The sequence below is a fragment of the Hyphobacterium sp. CCMP332 genome, from assembly GCF_014323565.1.
In the GTDB taxonomy this organism is placed as follows: Bacteria; Pseudomonadota; Alphaproteobacteria; order Caulobacterales; family Maricaulaceae; genus Hyphobacterium.
Genome location: NZ_CP058669.1, coordinates 1,600,781 through 1,619,507, shown reverse-complemented (window position 1 = coordinate 1,619,507; position 18,727 = coordinate 1,600,781). Strand labels below are relative to the sequence as shown.

Below are 18,727 nucleotides of genomic sequence, written 5' to 3'. Positions count from 1 at the left end.
ACAAGCATGCTAGGATGACGCTTATGAAAACACCTTTCAGCAAAGAATTTGCCGGCGAAGCTGTACTGGAATTCGGCGATTCCGATTTCATGATCCTGAAGCCGGGGTCTTTTGTACGCTGCGCCGTCACAAAAGAAGAAATTCCATTGCAGAATTTGCGCTATTGGAGCGCCGAGCTGCAGGAAGCCTATCGCGACGGGGTGGCGTCCGCCGAGCGCTGGAAATCTGTAAACGAGGAGCCGGGCCGATGATCATTCTTGCCGCCTTGATGGCATTGCAGGCGCACGCCGCGGATCCGATTGCCGATGTCCTGACGGCGGATTCCGAATTTCCGCTTGCAGGAGAAGTACAGGACGTAACAGAAACCTCCCTGAATTGTATCGGCGACTATGTCGAAGGCGCGGCCATTATCTGCCGGGCCGCTTCCGGTACGATTGTGACGCTGGGTGACCAGTCAGCCACGGCTGATGATGATGGCTGGCTCATTCTCGGCCTCAATCGCGACAGTGACGAGGAGATGACGCTGACCGCTGTGCTGCCATCGGGTGAAATGATCCGGCAGGTGCATCTGGTTGAGCAGCGGGAATACGATATCCAGCGCGTGGACGGCGTGCCGCCCCGCACGGTCAATCCTCCGGAAGAGGCGCTTGTGCTGATCCGTGAGCAATCGCGCATGAAGGCAGCAGCCTATACCAGCCGTTGGGATGGGGCCGGTTTCGCCGCGGGTTTCATTCAACCCGCCGAAGGCATCATCTCGGGCGTATACGGGTCACAACGTGTCTATAATGGCGAGCCCCGGCGTCCGCATTACGGGCTGGATTTTGCCAATGTTGCCGGTACGCCGGTCTACGCGCCTGCGGGTGGCATCGTCACGCTGGCGCATCCGGACATGTATTATGAGGGCGGGCTGATCTTCATTGATCACGGTCAGGGCTTCACCAGCGCCTTTCTGCATCTGGGCGCGGTCGAGGTCGAGGTGGGCGACATTGTCGCGCAAGGCGATCAGATCGGTGAGATTGGTTCAGGGGGCCGCGCGACAGGCGCGCATCTCGACTGGCGGATCAAGTGGCGAAACCGTTATATCGATCCGGCACTGGTGCTGGAGCTTGATCCGGCGTCCTTGCGATAAATCGCCTTATCCCATCTGCGGTGCACCCAGAACCATTGTTCCGGTGCTTCCAGAATGCGGTTCTCGACCCATTTGTTGATGCCGGTCACCGTTTCCAGCACCGCGGCGGATTTATCCTCCAGCGTTGAATGCGGGATGGGCTCGTAGAAGGTCACTCGAAAGCGCGTGCCGCCTATTCTCCGGACACCAATGGGCACAATGGGCGCGCCGAAACGCATGGCCATTTTCGCCGGGCCGGACGCCGTCATGGCGTCATGACCGAAAAAGGGCGCCGCAATTCCGTCATTCATTTTCTGGTCGTTCATCAAGGCGACGGACATGCCTTGCTTCAGATTCAACAGCAATTCCTTCGCACCGACGCCGCCCTTGGCGGTCAGAAGCTTGATCCCGTAGGCATGGCGCGAGTCCAGAATTCGCTTGTCGACCAGCGGGTTGTTTGCATGCCGATAGGTGATGTTGCAGTTGAGATTCAGCTTGGCGATGGCCGCGCCCATCACTTCCCAGTTGGCAAAGTGTCCAGCTACCAGAACATAGGGCTGTCCCTGTCGCTCCAGGTCGAGGACGATATCTTCGCCGGCAATCTCGCCGCGCTCGTCATAAACTTCAGGCCTGTAGTGGCGCATGTTCGGGTTCTCGCCGACCAGACGCCCGAAATTGTCCCACATGCGGTCCAGAAGGCGATCCAGTTCCGGTTTGGACGCATTGGGAAAACAGCGCTGCATGTTGATGCGCGCCACCCGGTGAACCGATGTCATGGGCCCGATACGGCGCAAGGCCGCACTGCCGAAGGCCGAAGCGCCTTCCAATCCCATGGACTGGAAGGTCAGCTGAAAACTGTCCCAGGCCAGAGCTTCCGCTCGCCAACCGATTCTTTGAAGAATGTCCGCGCTCATATCCGGGGTTTAGCGCCGCGCAGCCGCGGCGTCCAATGCCTGAGCGAGCAAGGCGGCCGCTCTGGCAGGTTCGGCAAATTTCGCGCGGACCGGCCAAGAAAGGAGTCCGTCCCGTTCGGCGGCAGGAATGCGCACCCAATCCTTTTCGGTGGTGATCAATTGTGCGCCCGCGGTGGACGCCATCGATTTCAGTTGGCGCAAGTCATTGCGTGAAAAATCATGATGATCCGGATAGGCCTTGGTACCGGCAAGCTGTCCGCCTTCATTCGCCAATGCTTTGAAAAACTTTTCCGGGCGGCCAATGCCGGCGAAAGCCAAAAGCGGCCCATCCGGCGGTGGCGCGACCGGTTCCAGCCAGGCTTTCAGGACAGGCAGCTCGATATCGGTCAATCCCAACGCATCGTAGTCCGGTTCATAGTCGGGAGTCGGCATCATCAGGATGATCGCATGCGCGCGTGACAGGCCTTCTGTCACCGGTTCGCGCAGCGGGCCTGCCGGAAAGACGCGTTTATTGCCCCATCCCGCTTCGGCATCCATCACCACAACTGAAAGGTCCTTGTGGAGTTGCGGGTTCTGGTGACCGTCATCCATGACGATGGCTTGCGCTTCGTGCAGGATGGCTGCACTGGCACCGTCCAGCCGGTTGCGGCTGATCCAGACGGGCGCCGCCTGTGCCAGAATAAGCGGTTCGTCGCCGACATCCTTCGCTGTATGGCGAGAGAGATCGACGCAAATCGGACCTTTCACCGAGCCGCCATATCCCCGGCTAAGAGCATGGGCCTTCGTTCCGGCCTCTGTGAGCATTTCAATCAGGGCCCTCGTCACCGGAGTTTTTCCGGTGCCGCCCATGGTCAGATTTCCGACGCAAATAATTGCAGCATCGACTTTGGCGGGTTCGGAATTGCGAATTCGCGCAGCCACTCTGGCGGCATAGACCGGTGCCAGCGGCCGTGTGAGCAGGGCCACAAGCTGATCCATCAGCGTTACCGGTTCTTGATACCAGAAATGAGGGGGCTTCATTGTCTGACTTCGGGAATGAGTGAAAGGATGGCACTCAGCGTTTCGTCCATTGCGCCGCCTGTCAATTCCTGCAAGGCGCGATGGGCGCCCTCAAGACTGCTTTGCGATGGTTTTTCCAGCGCCTTGACGATGTCGTCAGCCGTGTCGACCAGCGTGACGCCTGCATTGGCGAGGTAGGCCGCGAAGACGTCATCAAAACTGGCCGTATACCGGCCGCTCATGACCGGGCAGTCGGACCGGGTCGCTTCGATCGGGTTGTGGCCACCGATACCGTCCCTGAGGCTGCCGCCGATAAACGCCTGATCGGCGACCGCGTACCAATAGGCCATCTCGCCCAAGGTATCCGCCAGCCAAACGTGGGTTTTGGGACCCGGCGTTTCGCCGGCGGAGCGCCGGGCGCAGATCAGACCCGTTTCATTTACGAGATGCGCGACGTGATCACCCCGCTCCGGATGCCTCGGAGCCAGTATCAGCAGGGCATCTGGCCGGGCTTCCAGATATTGCCGGTGGGCGTCGAGCAGAATCTCCTCCTCACCGGCATGCGTGCTGGCCGCAAGCCAAACCGGGCGGCCGCCAATTGCGGCGCGAATGGGCACCAGCTGTGCATCGTCTGCCGCCGGTGGTGTGATCTGAAGCTTCAGATTGCCTGTCTGCGGAATAGCATGGCCGGTGATCTCGCTCAGCCCTATTGCGGTGCGGGCATCGGCTGCGCCGATCCATTGAAACGTCGCGAGCAATCGTTTGGCGGCCCCGGGCCGCTTGCGCCAGCCCGCCAGTGATCCGTCATTCATGCGGGCATTCACGAGCGCGGCCCGAAGACCACGCCTTTGCATTTCCAGAAGCAGGTTCGGCCAGAGTTCGGATTCGACGAAAACGGCGGCATCCGGCCTCCAGTGATCCAGAAACCGCCTAACCGGGGCAAGCCGGTCAATGGGAATATATTGGTGCCGCGCGCGCTCGGGCAGCTTCTCGCGCATCAGCGTCGCCGACGTCGTGGTGCCTGTGGTCACCAGAAAGTTCAAGTCAGACACGTCCGACAAGCGGCGGACCAGTTCCAGAAGGATCAGGGATTCGCCGACGCTGGCGCCGTGCAGCCAGAGCAGTTTCCCCTGCGGGCGTTTGGCCGCCGTATAGCCGAAGCGCTCGCGAATGCGGGCCGGGTCTTCCTTCCCGCGCGCGGCCCGGCGATTGAGGAGCCATCCGGAAACGGGAGCGGCCAGCCAGACCATTGCCCTGTAGAGGCGCAGGGAGACCGGGAGGCTCACGCGCCTTGCGCCGCCCTGCGCGGCGGCCGGGGGGCTGCTGGCTCAATCACAGGCCCGCCAACCGCTTCATCGGCCTCTCTGCTGGCTTCGTTCAGGCGGCGTTCCAATTCCAGGCGCATCGCCTCCATCGCGTCCTCGTCGGCGTCTGGCGGAACAAACATCGGTTCCTTCCAGATCAGCACGCCTTTACCGAACGGGAAGGGCAACATGAACCGGTCCCAGGAATTGAAGATTTTCTTGTTGGAGACAGACAGGGAGAAAATCATGATGGGCTTGCCGGTTATCCGGGCCAGCTGAATCGCCCCCATGCTGGCCCGTTGGCGCGGCCCGCGCGGCCCGTCGACGGTCAGGCCCATACACGCCTTGTTCTCAATGGCGCGTTGCATGTCGCGAAAGGCTGTCATCCCGCCTTTTTGCTTTGTCTTTCGAGTGTTCTGGGACGATCCACGGACGACATCAACGCCGATATTGTGCGCAAACCGCGCAATGAAATCCCCCTCGCGCGAGCGGGAAATCAGCATGGTCGGTTTCTGCGGTGCCTTTCTGTCCCATCCCATAAAGCTGAGGCTCAGGCGGGAGTGCCACATAGCCGAAATCAGCCCTTCACCGGACTGCGTACAGGCGTCCAGATGTTCCATGCCGCGTCTGTCCCAGCTTTTTGTGGCGGCGCAAAACTGCATGTATTTCGCGAGTATCCACGAAATCACCTGCTGGAATGCGGCGGAGGATGTAAGCGATCGCAACATTTGCGTCTTTGCTTGCTTTGATTGGCGCGGGCGTCAAGCGTTCGTCACGGTTGCCGCCCGCTGCGTGGGCTCGTAAATGAATGTTTATGAGCTACGATTTGACGAATCCTGAAGATCGCAAACGCGCCTGGAATCATTACCTCTGGCAGGACCATGGCGTTTTGCGTCTGCGTTTTCACAACATGCATCCCGTCGGCAGCAAGGGTATGTGGCGCGCCAATCAACCCTCGCCCCACCGGCTTGAATGGCTGAAAGATCAGGGTTTCAAGACGATATTGAATCTTCGCGGCACACAGCCGGGCCGGTCCTACTATGATCTGGAGCATGAGACCTGTGAGCGCCTTGGGCTGGCGATTCACGACTTGCCGTGGGGATCCCGGGAAGCGCCCTACGTCGAGCGTATCGAGCATCTGATCGAGATCTTCAATTCGATCGAATATCCGGCGATGATGCATTGCAAATCCGGCGCAGACCGGGCTGGCATCGTCGCGGTCATGTATATGCTGCTTCACGAGAAAGCGCCGTTCGAGGAAGCAATCGATCATCTGTCTTTCAAATATCTGCATGTAAAGCAGGGCAAGACGGGGATGCTGGATTATTTCTTCGAGCAATATCGTCTGGCGAACGAGGCCGGGCCCATCGACTTCCTCGAATGGGTGCGCACCCGATACGACCGACAAGCCGTGCATGATGGCTTCATGGCCAGTTGGTGGGGCAGTCTCCTGACGGAAAAAATCCTGCGCCGCGAGTAATCAGTTGGCGAACTGGAGCTTGCAGAGGCGTGCATAGATTCCGCCCTGAGCGATCAGTTCTTCATGCTTGCCGGTTTCGGCAATGCGTCCATTGTCCATGACATAGATACGATCCGCCTCGCGCACCGTGGCCAGACGATGCGCAATGACGATCGTCGTGCGGCCTTCCGATAGCTTTTTGAGGGCAGCCTGAACCCTTGCTTCGGCTTCGGCATCCAGGGCGCTTGTGGCCTCGTCGAGGAGCAATATCGGTGCATCGGCGAGAATGGCGCGCGCAATGGCGATACGTTGACGCTGGCCGCCCGATAACTGACTGCCGCGGGGACCTACCGATGCGTCGTAGCCATCTGGCATCTCCATTATGAAGTCATGTGCGTCAGCCGCTTTTGCGGCGGCCTCTATGTCGGCCCGGCTGGCATCCATTCGACCGAAAGCGATGTTGGCCGCGATGGTGTCGTTGAACAGAACCACATCCTGGCTTACCAGCGCGACGGCATCGCGGACCGAACGGATCGTGGCTTTGCTTATGTCCTGATTATCGATCAGCACGGCACCACTGGCCGGATCATACAGGCGGGGGATAAGATTGAGCAGAGTTGTCTTGCCGGATCCGGATGCGCCGACAATGGCCGTGGTTTTTGCAGCGTCGGCAATAATATCGACATTGCGCAATGCCGTCAGATCGCCACCGTATGAGAAACTGACATTGTCGAATTCCACTCGCGCCCGCATGACGTTCAGTGGTTTGGCAGCAGCCTGCTCTACCACGTCATCGGTCTCATCCGTTACATCATAGATACGCTGAAGAACGGCGACGCCCTCCTGTATGGCCGCGCCCAGTGTCCCGACAGCGCGCACCGCCGGGGCCATGACACCGATAGCCGTGATGAAGCCCATAAGGTCTGCGATGGTGATGGCATCGTGAGATATTCGCCATCCCGCAAAACCCAACACGCCAGCAAAGGCCACGCCGCCGACGACTTCGAGGATCGGATCGACCCGCGCCTTGGACGAAGCGAGCGACAATGCCAGGCGAAACCGTTGCAGGAAGGCAAATCGAGATCGATCAATCTCGTGATCTTCCAGGCCGTAAGCCTTCACCATACGCGCTCCGGAAAAGCTCTCTTCCAGAAAACTGGTGACTTCGCCCATCTGGCTTTGCGCCTTGCTGGACGTCTTGCGCAACATGTTACCGATGCGGATGACGGGAAGGGCCGCCAATGGATAGACGACCAGAATGAGCAAGGCGAGCATCCAGTCGAAGTAGAGCATGGCAATGACAGCGCCAAGAATGGTCAGCGTATCGCGCAGCAGGTTATTGACAGCACGAACCAGCAAGTCGCGAAGAATGGTTATGTCATTGGTAAAACGCGAAACAATGGCACCGACAGGTTCCGCAATTATGCGTGCATAATCCGCACGCACGAGTCGAATAAAAAGCGATTCCTGCAAGTCCTGCATGATGCGCAGGGCCAAACGATTGCTCTGTACGGTTTGCAGATAGAGCGAGGCCGCGCGAATTGACGTGATGGATATGATCACGACCGGCGCAAGCCAGACGACGCTCATGTCCTCCCTCTCGAGCATGCCGAACACCCAGCGGACCATGAAGGCGTAGCTCGTTGCCGCCGCCGCTGTTGTGGCCGAGAGTATTACGGCAATCGTGACCAGCCGCCAGCGCGGCGCAATCCGGTCGTGCCAGAATCGCGCAATCAGGGCATTGCCCGACGCGGAGGTCGCCGAGGGCGATGAGGGCTCGGGGCTAGTGGTCGTGCCCGTCATCTCGGGGGTCCAGCAAGCGGTGCGCGTGGATGATGAAATATCGCATGTGCGCGTTGTCCACGGTTCGTTGCGCCGCCGATTTCCATGCTCGGCGCGCATCGTCGTAATTTGCGAAAGCGCCGACGAAATCGACTTTTGACATGTCCTTGAACTGGTTTGCGTTTGGACCGAGATCGGTCAGCTCGCCACCGATAACCAGATGAAGGAGTTGCGCGTCGCTCATATGCCTGCCTTTCGGTTCAAGCGCCACCGATGGACAGATTATCCACCAGAAGGCTGGGTGCATTGGTCGAGGACCAGAATTTCAGATCATTGGCGGGGATCAGCCGCGCAAAAATGTCTTTCAGATTGCCAGCGACGGTGATTTCACTGACCGGGTGGGCAATCTCGCCCGAAAGAATTGCGAATCCGGAAACGCCCACCGACCAGTCGCCGGTATTGGGATTCTGGGAGGGGCTGAACATTTCGGTGATGAGCAGGCCATCGGAGATGTCCGCGATCATGTCTTCGCGCGATTGTTCGCCGGCTTCGATGTGCAAATTGGTCGAGGATACGCCGGGCGAACCGCCCAGCGACCGTGTCGCATAGCCGTTCGGCTCCAGACCAAGCTGTCGGGCCGATGGCGAGTTCAAGAGCCAGGTCGTCAGCACACCGTTTTCGATGATGTGGCATTTGGTATTGGCGAGACCTTCGCCATCCACCGGCCGTGAGCCCAGCCCCCAGGGACGATGCGGGTCGTCAATGATGTTGATGTGGGTGCCAAACACGGGCTGGCCCATATGCTCTCTCAGAAAAGAGACACCGCGGGCGATGGACGGGCCGGATATCGCCCCTTCCAGTGATCCGAGGAAGCGCGCTGAAACGCGGCGGTCAAAAATGACGGGGCGATTGCCGGAAGACATCTGTGTTGCGCCAAGGCGGCTTACCGTGCGTTCACCGGCTTCCTTGCCGATTTCTGCGTCATCCCTGAGATCGGCGACACGGCGCGCACTGGTCATCGAATAGTCGCGTTCCATTCCGCTGTCGCTGGCCGCGATGACGCTGACTCCATAACCGCTATTGGACCGGCGCGCCGTATGGCTGACGCCATTCGTCGAGACCGAAGCGGATGCGGTTTCACCCGTGCTGGCAAAGGCTGTTTCCGTCATCGTGACACCGGGGATGTCCCGCGCGGCGGTTTCGACGCTCTGTGCCAGTCGCGACAGGTCTTCGCTGTTCCAGTGCGGAGCTTCATAGAGCGCCAGTTCAAGCGACCCAGTGGCCAGAAAATGCGCTTCCACGAGTCCACAATAAGGGTCTTCCGGAGCGAGCTTTGCCATCGCGATGGCGCGCTCGACGGCCAGCGATACGCCTTCTTCCGAGAGATCGGAAAAACTGACGCCCGCTTGCCGCTTTCCGAAAAAGACCCGCAGGCCCGCATCCTTGCTTTCGGAGCCTTCAACGGCTTCCAGCTTTCCGTCGCGGACGGCAACTTCGGTTGCCCGCGATTGGGTTACCGCCGCTTCAGCTGCGTCGGCGCCCAGGGTCCGGGCGCGTTTCATCAAATCCTCTGCGATCGAGAGGAGCTGGTCGGTGTCAGGGGCATCGGTTGCAGACGTCATGCTCCTGACCTAGCCCGTGACGCCCTGTGGGTGCAACGCTTCGTTCAGCTGACCGCTTTCCAGATCAACGCCCCCGAGATCACAAGATAGCAAAGGAGTGTCAGCCCGGCACCAATGCGACGGGCCGGTCCGCCGGTCTGGTTGGATACAAAGGCATAGCCATGAGCGCCGCGGGCAATGGTGAACAGCACGCCTACGATATGGATGAAAAGCGTACCATAGCCGAGCGAGGCCATCAGAAACAGGCCGATCAGCGCGCCGGGGATCCATTCCGCGGCATTGCCATGGGCACGAATGAGGGCCGTCATCTGCGGATCGCCCCCATCGCCAATGCTGATCTTTTTCTTGTTGCGATTCAGGCCGATGGGCACGGACAGAAATGTCAGCAGCAAGAGGTTGATGCCGGCGTAAAGCGCGACAGCTTGTAGTGCAGTCATGGGGTCAGCTTTCTATTGGCGGCCTTCGCGGGCGCACTGTGTGGACGCCGTCACCAGAAACATTCCGGCGGTCGACATTTCTTCCATGCTCATGCGTGAACGCAATTCCGTGACCTCATCGGACTGCTCATTCAGCGTGGCAATCAGGAATTCGCGGCTGGTTTCTGTCAGATCGGCTTCCGCCCTTTCCGACAGGCAGGTGCACATCGATTCGGTCTGATTTGATGCGCTGAGGCAAGCGGCGACAAATTCATCGTCCGAAGCGCCGTTAGAATCACCGGTTTCGACGGCCATATCGCCGGAGTCATGACCGCTCCCGCTGCCGGCATTTCCGTTTTCGATTTCCGTATTGCTGTCTGTCGCGGCATCAGTGGTGTCCGGACTGCTGTTGTTGCAGGCGGCAAGGGCGAGCGCGGCCAGAATGGCCAGTGGGGTGAGTTTTTTCATTTCCATCTCCTGTCCCGATTGGGCCGGAGTATGAACCCGGCAGCGCCCGGCGGTAAAGACTATTCGTGTCCGGGCAGGTTCGCGGCCTGACGCAAGGCGTCTGCCAGTACGGGCGGTTCTGCGGCGCCCGGTACGGCAAATTGCCCCTCGAAGATAAAACTCGGCACGCCGGTCACGCCCAGCTGGCGGAAGAAATTCGCTTCTTCCCGGACATCGGCCTTGTCCCGGTCAGAAGACAGGAGGTCGGTCACGATGTCCCTGTCCAGTCCGGCTTCGGCGGCGATATCGGCCAACACGCTGGTATCGCCGATATCCTTGCCATCGCGGAAGAAGGCCGCAAACAGCCCTTCGGCGACGGCATCGGCTTTCTTCGCGCTTTGCCCGCGCGCCCAGCGGATGAGGCGATGTGCATTGATGGTGGACGGACGGCGGGTGATGGAATCGAAGCGGAAATCAATGCCCGCGCCGGGGCCGGCCGCTTCCAGATGAGTGCGCATGGCTTTCCAGCGGTCGGCATTTTCACCGGAGAATTTGGCTTTCATGTAGTCGCGATAGGGCGCGCCTTCCTCGGGCATTGCGGGGTCGAGCTCATAGGGCCGCCAGGTCACTTCGGTCTGGATGTCCGGTGCGAGCTTTTTCGCGGCGAGCCAATTGCGCCATCCGAGCCAGCACCACGGGCAAACGAAATCGGCGACGAGATCAATCCGGACCGGACCCGGCATTATTGCGCGCTCGTGGTGACGGGGGCTTCGTCCCGGCAGGCAAGAACGGCGGATTGCAGGACGGGTTGGACGCCGGCCTGTTCCTCGGCGGGCATTTCCAGGAAAATGCGCTGGCTTTCGGCCTGCGCCATGGCGGCATCGATCTGCGCGTCTTCGCCGATGGCGCCCTGGCTGCCGAGGGCGAAAATGCGGTAGAGTTCATCGGATGCGTTGCTCGCGAGCTCCCCGTCGAGACAGGTGCAGAAAGGCAGGTTTTCCGCTTCCGTTGCGCCATTCCGGCCCACTTGCTGGACCTGGCAGGCCTGCACCATGTACTGGCTCAGCAGGTCGGGGTCGTGGGTGAATTCGGCGGTCTGCGCGGTCAGGCTCAAGGCGGCGGCAAGCACGGTCAGCATGAATCAATCCTGTCAGTTGAATCTGTCAGGCAACAGGATGACGTTTTGTGACGCGGGCCTCAAGCCATGATGTCGATCAGATGCTGTTCCATGTCTGCTGTGGTGCGGGCGACGCTGGCCGCGGCAGCATGCAGCGCTTCGGCTTCCTTGATGGCGATCAGGGCTTCGATCACACCGCTCTCGTCGGCGCGGGGATTGGCGATCTGCCGGGCCGATTGGGCGACTTGCGCCTGCGCGGCGGTCATGGCGTTCAGCGAGGTGTTATAGGCCGTATTCATGCCGCCAGACTGCACGGACCCGGCCGCGAAGGCGAGCCGGATCTGGTAACAGACTTAACCGCCGGTTTCCGTTTCCTCCTGATTTCGCGACAATATCCGGCAGGCGGCGAGGTCGCCGGTGACATTGACGACGGTGCGCGACATGTCCAGCAGCCGGTCGACGCCGATGACAAAGACCAGTCCGGCGGCCGGGATGCCGAAACTGGCCAGCATGCCCGACAGGATGGCGATGGAGACGCCCGGCGCGCCCGGTGCGCCGATCGAGGCGGCGACAAGGCTGAGCACGATCAGCGAGACTTCCGGCAGGGAAAGCTGGACCCCGGCGACCTGCGCCACGAAAATCACCGCGATGGCCTGATAGAGCGCGGTGCCGGCCATATTCATGGTGGCGGCGAGCGGAATGATGAAGCTGGCGGTATCGCCCGGCGTGCCCAGCCGATTGCGCGCGGTTTCCATCGACAGCGGCATGACGGCCGCCGAGGATGAGGTGGAAAAGGCGAGAAGTTGAACCGGGAAGATGGCTTTCAGGAAGGTCACTGGCCCCATCCGTCCCAGCACCATGACCAGGACGACATAGAGCATCAACAGCAGCGCCAGCCCGCCGAGGACAAGGCCGACATAGGCGGCGAGCGTGGAAATCGCCGAGACGCCCATGCGCGCGACGAGCTGGGCGGTGAGGCCGAACACGGCCAGCGGGGTGATGTGCATGGCCCATTTCACCACGGTCATCGAGACTTCCAGCATGGCCTCGAACAATTGCTTCAGCGGGGCGAGGCGCGCCTGATTGCTGGAGGCGACGAAGGCGAGGCCGACAAAGATCGAGAACACGACGATGGCGAGCATCTCGCTGTTGGCGGCGGCGCCGAGCGGGTTGGACGGAACGATGCGGGCGATGAGATCGGGCGCGCGCGCCGCAGCTTCGGTCAGGGGATCGGTGAGACTTGCCGGATCCGGGCGCAGGCGCGGCAGCGGCATGGGATTTGTGATCACAGAAAGCCCCGGCCGGACCCACAGCGCCAGTGTGGCGCCCAGGGCGGCGGCAAACAGGGTGGTGCCGGTGATGAAGAGGGCGAGCCGTCCGCCGAGGCGGCGCAGCTTTTCCGGGTCGGACGCCCCGGCGGCGAGGCCGAGCACGATGGAGGCGGCGACCAGCGGCATCAGCACCATCTGGATGAGGTTGAGGAACAGGCCGCCGGGCAGAGCCAGCCAGCGCCCGGCCAGATCCGCCGCTTCGGCGCTGACAAGGCCGGTATCCGGACCGATCAGAAAGCCGAGACCGGCGCCGAGGACAAGCGCGGTGATGACCTGCGCCCAGAGGCGGCCGCGAATCCAGCTTTCCAGCTTCTTGCGGAGGCCTCTTGTGCGGATGCGTTTGGGTTCGGTCATTCAAAATGTCTCATAATTCTACGAAGAAAAGAGTCTCCTACTACGACTACTACAATTTCCGTCGACGGATGCGGTTTGGTCGTCGGATTTTCCTGTCCTGTCATCATGATCCCGGTTCTGGCGGTCTTCCGACATGACTCCGGTTTTTCTCCAGAGACTCCGGTTTTTCCTCCAACGACTCCAGTTTTATCCCCCAATGATTCCGGATTCTCCGGTCATTGCGGCACCTGCCTCTGTATGCCCCTCTCCAGCGGTCACGGCCAGCGCCACCCGGCAGTCTAATACCGCAGAGGGCGGCGGGGACAGGAAGGGTGCGGCACTCGCGGCTTCGAACACGCCCGGACGCGCGGCCACAAACGGTGCTATTCTGGCAGCTGCGGTTGAAAGGACACCCCGATGCACCGGTTCCTGCTTTTCGAGACTTTCGGCATTGTCGTCATCGTGCTCGCCGGCTCGGCGCTGCACTTCGCTTATGCATGGTCAGGTGAGTCGTGGCCGGTTGCGGTCTTCGCTGCCGTCAATGAAAGTGTATGGGAGCATCTCAAGCTGGCCTTCTGGCCGGCGATGGCCTGGTCGGGCTTCGGCTTTCTTGCGTTCGGGCACCGTTTGCCGAGTTTCTGGGCCGGGCGGCTGGTCGCGCTGGCCTTGCCGCCGCTGGTCATTGCGCTGGGCTTCTACGGCTACATGGCGCTCGTCGGGCATCACAGCCTGCTGGCCGACATGGTGCTTTTTGTGGGCGCGATCGCGTTGGGCCAGCTTGCCGCGGTGGGGATTTACCATGCTCCGGCGCCGAGCCCGGGACTGTCCCGGGCATGCGGCGCGCTGATCGTTATGCTTTGCCTCGCCTTCGGCGGGCTGACCTTCATGGCGCCCGACCTCTTCCTGTTCCGCGAGCCTTAGGGTGAGCGAGGCGCGCCGCCGCATTTGCAGCAGGCGCGCGCTCTGACGAATGGCCTCAGGCGGCGGTCTGGATGTCGACCAGGGTCAGGCCGAAATGGAGATCTTCGCCGGCCAGCGGGTGATTCCCGTCGACGGTGACGCTTTCCTCGCCGACCTTTGTGATGGTGAGCTGCTGGGTCGAGCCATCCGGCTGCTGTGCGCCGAGCGTCATACCCGGTTGCGGCGTCAGATCGCCCGGCAGCTGGGCGAGCGGAATGTCGATGACCATTTCCTCGCGGCGCGGGCCGAAGGCATTGCCGGAACTGACCACGGCGGCGCTTTCCTTGCCGACTTCCAGGCCGTCCAGCGCGGCTTCGACTTCGGGGAAAATTTCGGCATTGCCGATGGTCACCGGCACGGGCGCATCATCTTCCGTCTTGCCGACGACGGTGCCGTCTGCGGTCTTTACAATGTAGGTTAACAGGACGGTGTCGCCCTTTTTTGCTGTTGGCATGAATTCTTCCTGGTGGAGGGTGAAAAGGTGTCGCGCGTTCCAGTGACGCGCTGCGGTCCCTATAGGTCGCAAGATGAGCGGCGGGTGTCAAATTCGGGGGAGTTGCATCCGTCACTGCCCGGCATGTTCTGTTGACGCCATCGACGTGGATGCCCCCGGCATGCGGCGAAATTCCTTCGGTGTTTGCCCGGTCTCGCGCTTGAAGGCCTTGTAGAAGGTCGAGCGGGAGTTGAAGCCGACATCCAGCGCGATGTTCAAAACAGAATCATCGCCTGCGAGGATTCGTGATTTTGCGTCTTCAACGCGCCATTGAGCGACGAAGTCGAAAAACGTCATGCCCAGCTGTTCATTCAGGGTTTGCGACACCAGGTTCGGCGGCGTGGTGACATGCCGGGCCAGTTTCTGCAGGGAGAGGCCGGGATCGAGGTAGAGTTTTTCGGTTTCCATGGCCTTGAGAATGCGTTCGGCGATCTTTTCCGCACGCTCTGTGGAGAGGGCCGAGCGCGCATATTTTTCCGTGGCCGGGTCGCCGGACGGCGAGGTCGGCAGATTCAACGCATTAGGTGGAACAGGGGCGTTGGCAAAAGCGGTGAGCGTCAACAGGACGCCGCCTGCGAGGGCAAATACGAGCGTGTCCGGCGTCAGAAAGCCGATGCCCAGATTGTCGCTCAACAGGGAGATGGCGGCGGCGGCCCACACGCCGACCAGAAGGATCAGAAATCCATCGATCCAACGCAGTTCGAAGGCTTCAGTGTTCGAATACAGGGATTTGAGAGTCGCCCGGTAGCGGGCCAGCGTCCGCAAGGTGGCGATCAGATAGAGGATGGACGCGGCCACCCACACGAAGATCAGTGCGAAGGTCAGCAGGGTCAAAGCCGCCGGTGCGATGCCGCCGGGAAGGTCGCCGTTGATGAACAAGTCGCGCCGGGCCGATGCAGGAAGCATCCAATAACCGAGCATGACGCCCAGACCGGCCAGGGGCAGCACGGCATCCCGCTGCCAGTTTTGCGGTTCGGCCGTGCCGGTCAGCCGGCTTTGTGCATAGCGATAAACAGCGACGGGCAAGGCGAACATCAGCGGTAGAAGCGCGGGCGTGTAGAAGGTGAAGAGGGCTGGCTGCACGGCCGTTGCCAGCGGCAGAGCGCATAGTCCGGCCATCGTCACGAAAACCGAGAGCAGATAAATCCGGCTCGACTTGGCGGAATTCTGGCGTGCGCCGGTCACGGCCACCGCCAATGCACCGGCCAGCGCAATTCCGGTCACCAGTGCCGAAAGCAAAAGAACGCCATCTGTCTGCATTGGCGTGGTCTAGGGGAGAGCTGCGGGCGGATCAATCTTGTGCCGGCAATTTGTCCGCGCCGTCCCGCACGGACGACAGACAATAGCGTGATGCGGAATAGAGGGTGCCAGACGACACATCGTCGGCCCGTTTACCGGCATTCACAACGGACGAAACATGACTGAACCGGAACTCCTCGGCGATCTTCACTTCTGGATCGGATGCGGCGCGATTGCTGCGGGCTTTACGGCGTTTGCCTCGCGCAAGGGCGAAGGTGTGCACCGGAAAGCGGGCACGCTGTTTGTGGTCTCAATGGGATTGCTGGCGATCAGCGGTCTCTGGCTCAGCCTGGCGCGCGAGATTCTGTTCACGGTCTTTTTGTCCGCGATCAGCTTTCACGCGCTGATCACCGGATGGGCGGCGGCCAAAAGCCGGTTCGTTCTGTGCCGCTGGATCAGCCGTATGGCACCGGTCTCTTCCGGCCTGATTGGGCTGGGGGCGGTAGCGGGCGGCATGATCGCTGGCGCAAGCCCGGATGGCGCTCTCGACGGCCTGCCTCCGGACGCCTTCTACGGGCTGGCGCTCGTCAGCGCGATCCTTTGCGGGCTGGATATCTTCTACGCCCTTATGTCTGCGCCTGCGCTCCGGGTGCGGCTGACGCGGCATTTATGGCGGATGGGATTTTCCTTCTTCCTGGCGACCGGCATCTTCTTCTTCGGCAATAACCATGTCCTGCCGGAGGTTCTCCGAACACCCGTTTTTCTGGCGCTGCCGGTTCTGGCGGTCGTCGTCTGGACCGTATTCCATGCGGTGCGCACCCGGTTTGGCCACGCCGTCGCGGACTGACCCTCCTCCATCCAACGAAACACGAAAGGCAAGACGAGATGAGTTTTCAGAAAATCAGCGGGCTGGCGGCCATTGCCGCAGGCGCAACCTATATCATCGGCTTCTGGGTCTATTTCTCGATCCTGGGGCCGGCCCAATATGGCAGCCCGGCTGTGCCCGCCGCAGACCATGTCAGCTTTCTCGTGGACAACCAGGCGCTGATGACGCTTTGGAACCAGGTCATCTATGTGCTCAATGCGGTGCTGATGGTGTTCATCGTCATCGGCTTGCACCGGCGTCTGACAGCCAGCGGGGCCATCGCGCAGACGGCTTCTGCCTTCGGGCTGATCTGGGCCGGGCTGATCCTTGCCACCGGCATGCTGGAAAATATCGCGATCGGCCAGATTGTCCGGCTGGCAGAGGTGGATATGGATTCGGCAGTCGCGCTCTGGCGGTCGACGACGGTTGTCAGCGCCGGACTGGGCGGCGGCAATGAAATCACCGGCGGCATGTGGATCTTCGTTCTGAGCCTGGCCGGATTCCAGACCAAGACTCTGCCGCTGGCCGTGAGCGGGCTGGGCTTTCTCGTGGGTGGGGCCGGGATTGTCTCGACGATCCCGGCGCTGTCCGATGCCACGATGGTGTTCGGGCTCGGCTTTATCGTCTGGTTTGTCGTTGCGGGCCTTGCTTTGATCCTGCTCAAATCGACCCAGCGGGCAGACCCGGTCTAGCGGCCGGATGGGGGCTGGGGCTTAACCCAGCCCCAGCTCCGCCCACATCTCATCCACCCGCTTTTTCGTCGCCTCGTCCATATCCAGCTTGTCGCCCCATTCGCGTGTTGTTTCGCCGTCCATCTTGTTGGTGGCGTCGAGGCCGATCTTGGAGCCGAGGCCGGAGACGGGTGAGGCGAAGTCGAGATAGTCGATCGGGGTGTTCTCGATCAGGGTGATGTCGCGTGCCGGGTCCATGCGGGTGGAGATGGCCCACATCACATCCTTCCAGTCGCGCGCATTGATGTCGTCATCCACGACGATCACCCATTTGGTGTACATGAACTGGCGCAGATAAGACCAGACGCCGAGCATGACCCGCTTGGCATGGCCGGCATAGGCCTTCTTCATCGAGACCACGGCGATGCGGTAGGAACAGCCCTCCGGCGGCAGCCAGAAATCCGTGATTTCCGGGAATTGCTGCTGGAAAAGCGGGATGAAGACCTCGTTCAGCGCCTCGCCCAGCACGCTGGGCTCGTCCGGCGGGCGGCCGGTGAAGGTGGAGAGGTAAATCGGGTCCTTGCGCATGGTAATGGCACTGATCTGGAACACCGGGAAGGGCTCGACCGAATTATAGTAACCGGTGTGGTCGCCATAGGGGCCTTCATCGCCATATTCATCCAGCAGGACATGGCCTTCGAGGATGATTTCCGCTTCGGCGGGCACTTTCAGGGGCACGGTCTTGCAATCGACGAGTTCCGCCTTGGCCCCGCGCAGGAGGCCCGCGAACTGGTATTCCGACAGCGTGTCCGGCACGGGCGTCACCGCAGCGAGGATGGTGCCGGGATCGGCGCCGAGCACGACGGCGGCGGGCAGGGGGTCGGGCTTTTTGTCTTTCCAGCGTTGATAATGCTGTGCGCCGCCGCGATGTTTCAGCCAGCGCATCAGGGTTTTGTCCTTGCCCAGCTTCTGCATGCGATAAATGCCGAGATTGAAATCGTCTTCCTTCTTGTCCGACGGACCTTTGGTGACGACCAGCGGCCAGGTGATCAGCGGGGCCGGCTCTCCCGGCCAGCAGGTCTGGATGGGCAGTTTGTCGAGATCGATATCCTCGCCGGTGAGCACCACCTCCTGACAGGGGGCGTTGCGCACGGTTTTCGGGCGCATGCTCATCACCGTTTTCGCCAGCGGCAGCATGGAGAGCGCATCCTTTATGCCGCGCGGCGGTTCGGGCTGGCGGAGGAAGGCGAGGAGCTCGCCGACCTCGCGCAATTCGGCGGCGGTAGAGCGCGGCGTGCCGCCCAGGGTGACGGCATTGGCGACGCGCTGCACCGTGCCGAAGAGGTTGGCGAGCACCGGCATGTCCGAGCGCTCGCCCTTTTCGTTGATGACATTCTCGAACAGCAGGGCCGGGCCGCCGGCGGCGAGCACGCGGCGGTGGATCTCGGTCATTTCCAGATGGGTCGAGACCGGCGTGGTGATGCGCTTCAGATCGCCATTTGCCTCCAGCATCGCCAGAAAATCGCGCAGAGATTTGTATGCCATGGCCGGTGCCTTCTTGCCTGCCGCCCAATCTGCGATTTACGCTGGCATTGTCCAGTCTTTCGCCTGCGGCGAATGGAACCGCGCCGCGTCGCAATCGTTGTTTTTTTCAGGATGAGGTTCGG

22 protein-coding genes are annotated in these 18,727 nt (G+C 61.1%); 6 read left to right on the top strand and 16 right to left on the bottom strand.

The features are described 5' to 3' along the window. The first annotated feature begins 23 nt into the window (after window positions 1-23). On the top strand, window positions 24-251 hold the full coding sequence (locus tag HXX25_RS08300) for a DUF2093 domain-containing protein (RefSeq protein WP_187165470.1): 228 nt from the start codon (window positions 24-26) through the stop codon (window positions 249-251). Beyond that, window positions 248-1,129 (top strand): M23 family metallopeptidase, encoded by an 882-nt coding sequence (locus tag HXX25_RS08295; protein WP_187165469.1) that lies wholly within the window; start codon window positions 248-250, stop codon window positions 1,127-1,129. The genes HXX25_RS08300 and HXX25_RS08295 overlap by 4 nt, the downstream gene beginning before the upstream one ends. On the opposite strand, the gene HXX25_RS08290 is transcribed toward HXX25_RS08295, so the two are convergent. From HXX25_RS08290 to HXX25_RS08275, 4 genes are read right to left on the bottom strand one after another with little or no spacing between them, the layout of a single operon-like run. Beyond that, entirely contained in the window at window positions 1,078-2,022 is a 945-nt protein-coding gene (locus HXX25_RS08290; protein ID WP_187165468.1) for a lysophospholipid acyltransferase family protein, read from the bottom strand. The two genes, HXX25_RS08295 and HXX25_RS08290, sit on opposite strands and share 52 nt — an antisense overlap. A gap of 9 nt (window positions 2,023-2,031) precedes the next feature. Further along, window positions 2,032-3,042 (bottom strand): tetraacyldisaccharide 4'-kinase, encoded by a 1,011-nt coding sequence (gene lpxK, locus HXX25_RS08285; protein ID WP_187165467.1) that lies wholly within the window; start codon window positions 3,040-3,042, stop codon window positions 2,032-2,034. Next, the gene (locus HXX25_RS08280) at window positions 3,039-4,307 is read right to left on the bottom strand and encodes a 3-deoxy-D-manno-octulosonic acid transferase (protein ID WP_187165466.1); all 1,269 of its coding nucleotides are present in this window, start codon (window positions 4,305-4,307) and stop codon (window positions 3,039-3,041) included. Before HXX25_RS08280 ends, lpxK begins: the two co-directional genes overlap by 4 nt. Further along, the gene (locus tag HXX25_RS08275) at window positions 4,304-5,053 is read right to left on the bottom strand and encodes a lysophospholipid acyltransferase family protein (protein WP_187165465.1); all 750 of its coding nucleotides are present in this window, start codon (window positions 5,051-5,053) and stop codon (window positions 4,304-4,306) included. The genes HXX25_RS08280 and HXX25_RS08275 overlap by 4 nt, the downstream gene beginning before the upstream one ends. A gap of 86 nt (window positions 5,054-5,139) precedes the next feature. On the opposite strand from HXX25_RS08275, the gene HXX25_RS08270 reads away from it, so the two are divergent. Beyond that, window positions 5,140-5,805: a dual specificity protein phosphatase family protein gene (locus tag HXX25_RS08270; protein ID WP_187165464.1), complete on the top strand. Its 666-nt coding sequence runs from the start codon at window positions 5,140-5,142 to the stop codon at window positions 5,803-5,805. Here HXX25_RS08270 and HXX25_RS08265 read toward each other — a convergent pair whose 3' ends face one another. From HXX25_RS08265 to HXX25_RS08225, 9 genes are read right to left on the bottom strand one after another with little or no spacing between them, the layout of a single operon-like run. Continuing rightward, entirely contained in the window at window positions 5,806-7,587 is a 1,782-nt protein-coding gene (locus tag HXX25_RS08265; protein WP_187165463.1) for an ABC transporter ATP-binding protein, read from the bottom strand. Next, window positions 7,568-7,810, bottom strand: a complete 243-nt coding sequence (locus HXX25_RS08260) for a DUF4170 domain-containing protein (protein WP_187165462.1) — start codon at window positions 7,808-7,810, stop codon at window positions 7,568-7,570. Before HXX25_RS08260 ends, HXX25_RS08265 begins: the two co-directional genes overlap by 20 nt. Window positions 7,811-7,826: 16 nt before the next feature. Further along, on the bottom strand, window positions 7,827-9,188 hold the full coding sequence (locus tag HXX25_RS08255; protein ID WP_187165461.1) for a TldD/PmbA family protein: 1,362 nt from the start codon (window positions 9,186-9,188) through the stop codon (window positions 7,827-7,829). A gap of 44 nt (window positions 9,189-9,232) precedes the next feature. Next, entirely contained in the window at window positions 9,233-9,625 is a 393-nt protein-coding gene (locus tag HXX25_RS08250; protein ID WP_187165460.1) for an MAPEG family protein, read from the bottom strand. 12 nt (window positions 9,626-9,637) lie between these two features. After that, window positions 9,638-10,072 carry a hypothetical protein gene (locus tag HXX25_RS08245; RefSeq protein WP_187165459.1) on the bottom strand — a complete coding sequence of 145 codons (435 nt, stop codon included), beginning with the start codon at window positions 10,070-10,072 and terminating at the stop codon, window positions 9,638-9,640. A 59-nt stretch (window positions 10,073-10,131) separates the two neighbouring features. Continuing rightward, entirely contained in the window at window positions 10,132-10,794 is a 663-nt protein-coding gene (locus HXX25_RS08240) for a DsbA family protein (RefSeq protein WP_187165458.1), read from the bottom strand. Next, on the bottom strand, window positions 10,794-11,189 hold the full coding sequence (locus HXX25_RS08235) for a hypothetical protein (protein ID WP_187165457.1): 396 nt from the start codon (window positions 11,187-11,189) through the stop codon (window positions 10,794-10,796). The genes HXX25_RS08240 and HXX25_RS08235 overlap by 1 nt, the downstream gene beginning before the upstream one ends. Window positions 11,190-11,248: 59 nt before the next feature. Continuing rightward, a complete protein-coding gene (locus tag HXX25_RS08230) occupies window positions 11,249-11,467 on the bottom strand; it encodes a hypothetical protein (protein WP_187165456.1) in 219 nt (72 codons plus the stop codon). Window positions 11,468-11,521: 54 nt separating this feature from the next. After that, the gene (locus HXX25_RS08225; RefSeq protein WP_187165455.1) at window positions 11,522-12,853 is read right to left on the bottom strand and encodes a dicarboxylate/amino acid:cation symporter; all 1,332 of its coding nucleotides are present in this window, start codon (window positions 12,851-12,853) and stop codon (window positions 11,522-11,524) included. A 396-nt stretch (window positions 12,854-13,249) separates the two neighbouring features. On the opposite strand from HXX25_RS08225, the gene HXX25_RS08220 reads away from it, so the two are divergent. Then, window positions 13,250-13,753: a DUF6512 family protein gene (locus HXX25_RS08220; protein WP_187165454.1), complete on the top strand. Its 504-nt coding sequence runs from the start codon at window positions 13,250-13,252 to the stop codon at window positions 13,751-13,753. Between the two features lie 55 nt (window positions 13,754-13,808). Here the strand turns inward: HXX25_RS08220 and HXX25_RS08215 are convergent, their stop codons facing one another. Together HXX25_RS08215 and HXX25_RS08210 are read right to left on the bottom strand one after the other, a co-directional pair. Beyond that, window positions 13,809-14,246, bottom strand: coding sequence for a peptidylprolyl isomerase (locus HXX25_RS08215; RefSeq protein WP_187165453.1), 438 nt, complete (start codon window positions 14,244-14,246; stop codon window positions 13,809-13,811). Window positions 14,247-14,357: 111 nt separating this feature from the next. Further along, on the bottom strand, window positions 14,358-15,545 hold the full coding sequence (locus HXX25_RS08210; protein WP_187165452.1) for an AraC family transcriptional regulator: 1,188 nt from the start codon (window positions 15,543-15,545) through the stop codon (window positions 14,358-14,360). Window positions 15,546-15,702: 157 nt separating this feature from the next. Here HXX25_RS08210 and HXX25_RS08205 point away from each other — a divergent pair, with 157 nt between their 5' ends. Together HXX25_RS08205 and HXX25_RS08200 are read left to right on the top strand one after the other, a co-directional pair. Continuing rightward, the gene (locus tag HXX25_RS08205) at window positions 15,703-16,371 is read left to right on the top strand and encodes a hypothetical protein (RefSeq protein ID WP_187165451.1); all 669 of its coding nucleotides are present in this window, start codon (window positions 15,703-15,705) and stop codon (window positions 16,369-16,371) included. A 38-nt stretch (window positions 16,372-16,409) separates the two neighbouring features. Then, window positions 16,410-17,081, top strand: a complete 672-nt coding sequence (locus HXX25_RS08200) for a DUF4386 domain-containing protein (RefSeq protein ID WP_187165450.1) — start codon at window positions 16,410-16,412, stop codon at window positions 17,079-17,081. A gap of 21 nt (window positions 17,082-17,102) precedes the next feature. On the opposite strand, the gene HXX25_RS08195 is transcribed toward HXX25_RS08200, so the two are convergent. Beyond that, window positions 17,103-18,605, bottom strand: coding sequence for a UbiD family decarboxylase (locus HXX25_RS08195; RefSeq protein WP_187165449.1), 1,503 nt, complete (start codon window positions 18,603-18,605; stop codon window positions 17,103-17,105). Between the last annotated feature and the right edge of the window lie 122 nt (window positions 18,606-18,727).

Coding starts and splice junctions, on each gene's coding strand:
- HXX25_RS08210 (WP_187165452.1), bottom strand. CDS start 15,545: ATGCAGACAGATGGCGTTCTTTTGCTTTCGGCACTGGTGACCGGAATT.
- HXX25_RS08265 (WP_187165463.1), bottom strand. CDS start 7,587: ATGACGGGCACGACCACTAGCCCCGAGCCCTCATCGCCCTCGGCGACC.
- HXX25_RS08225 (WP_187165455.1), bottom strand. CDS start 12,853: ATGACCGAACCCAAACGCATCCGCACAAGAGGCCTCCGCAAGAAGCTG.
- HXX25_RS08240 (WP_187165458.1), bottom strand. CDS start 10,794: ATGCCGGGTCCGGTCCGGATTGATCTCGTCGCCGATTTCGTTTGCCCG.
- HXX25_RS08295 (WP_187165469.1), top strand. CDS start 248: ATGATCATTCTTGCCGCCTTGATGGCATTGCAGGCGCACGCCGCGGAT.
- lpxK (WP_187165467.1), bottom strand. CDS start 3,042: ATGAAGCCCCCTCATTTCTGGTATCAAGAACCGGTAACGCTGATGGAT.
- HXX25_RS08255 (WP_187165461.1), bottom strand. CDS start 9,188: ATGACGTCTGCAACCGATGCCCCTGACACCGACCAGCTCCTCTCGATC.
- HXX25_RS08215 (WP_187165453.1), bottom strand. CDS start 14,246: ATGCCAACAGCAAAAAAGGGCGACACCGTCCTGTTAACCTACATTGTA.
- HXX25_RS08235 (WP_187165457.1), bottom strand. CDS start 11,189: ATGCTGACCGTGCTTGCCGCCGCCTTGAGCCTGACCGCGCAGACCGCC.
- HXX25_RS08220 (WP_187165454.1), top strand. CDS start 13,250: ATGCACCGGTTCCTGCTTTTCGAGACTTTCGGCATTGTCGTCATCGTG.
- HXX25_RS08230 (WP_187165456.1), bottom strand. CDS start 11,467: ATGAATACGGCCTATAACACCTCGCTGAACGCCATGACCGCCGCGCAG.
- HXX25_RS08250 (WP_187165460.1), bottom strand. CDS start 9,625: ATGACTGCACTACAAGCTGTCGCGCTTTACGCCGGCATCAACCTCTTG.
- HXX25_RS08300 (WP_187165470.1), top strand. CDS start 24: ATGAAAACACCTTTCAGCAAAGAATTTGCCGGCGAAGCTGTACTGGAA.
- HXX25_RS08245 (WP_187165459.1), bottom strand. CDS start 10,072: ATGAAAAAACTCACCCCACTGGCCATTCTGGCCGCGCTCGCCCTTGCC.
- HXX25_RS08290 (WP_187165468.1), bottom strand. CDS start 2,022: ATGAGCGCGGACATTCTTCAAAGAATCGGTTGGCGAGCGGAAGCTCTG.
- HXX25_RS08195 (WP_187165449.1), bottom strand. CDS start 18,605: ATGGCATACAAATCTCTGCGCGATTTTCTGGCGATGCTGGAGGCAAAT.
- HXX25_RS08270 (WP_187165464.1), top strand. CDS start 5,140: ATGAGCTACGATTTGACGAATCCTGAAGATCGCAAACGCGCCTGGAAT.
- HXX25_RS08205 (WP_187165451.1), top strand. CDS start 15,703: ATGACTGAACCGGAACTCCTCGGCGATCTTCACTTCTGGATCGGATGC.
- HXX25_RS08275 (WP_187165465.1), bottom strand. CDS start 5,053: ATGTTGCGATCGCTTACATCCTCCGCCGCATTCCAGCAGGTGATTTCG.
- HXX25_RS08260 (WP_187165462.1), bottom strand. CDS start 7,810: ATGAGCGACGCGCAACTCCTTCATCTGGTTATCGGTGGCGAGCTGACC.
- HXX25_RS08200 (WP_187165450.1), top strand. CDS start 16,410: ATGAGTTTTCAGAAAATCAGCGGGCTGGCGGCCATTGCCGCAGGCGCA.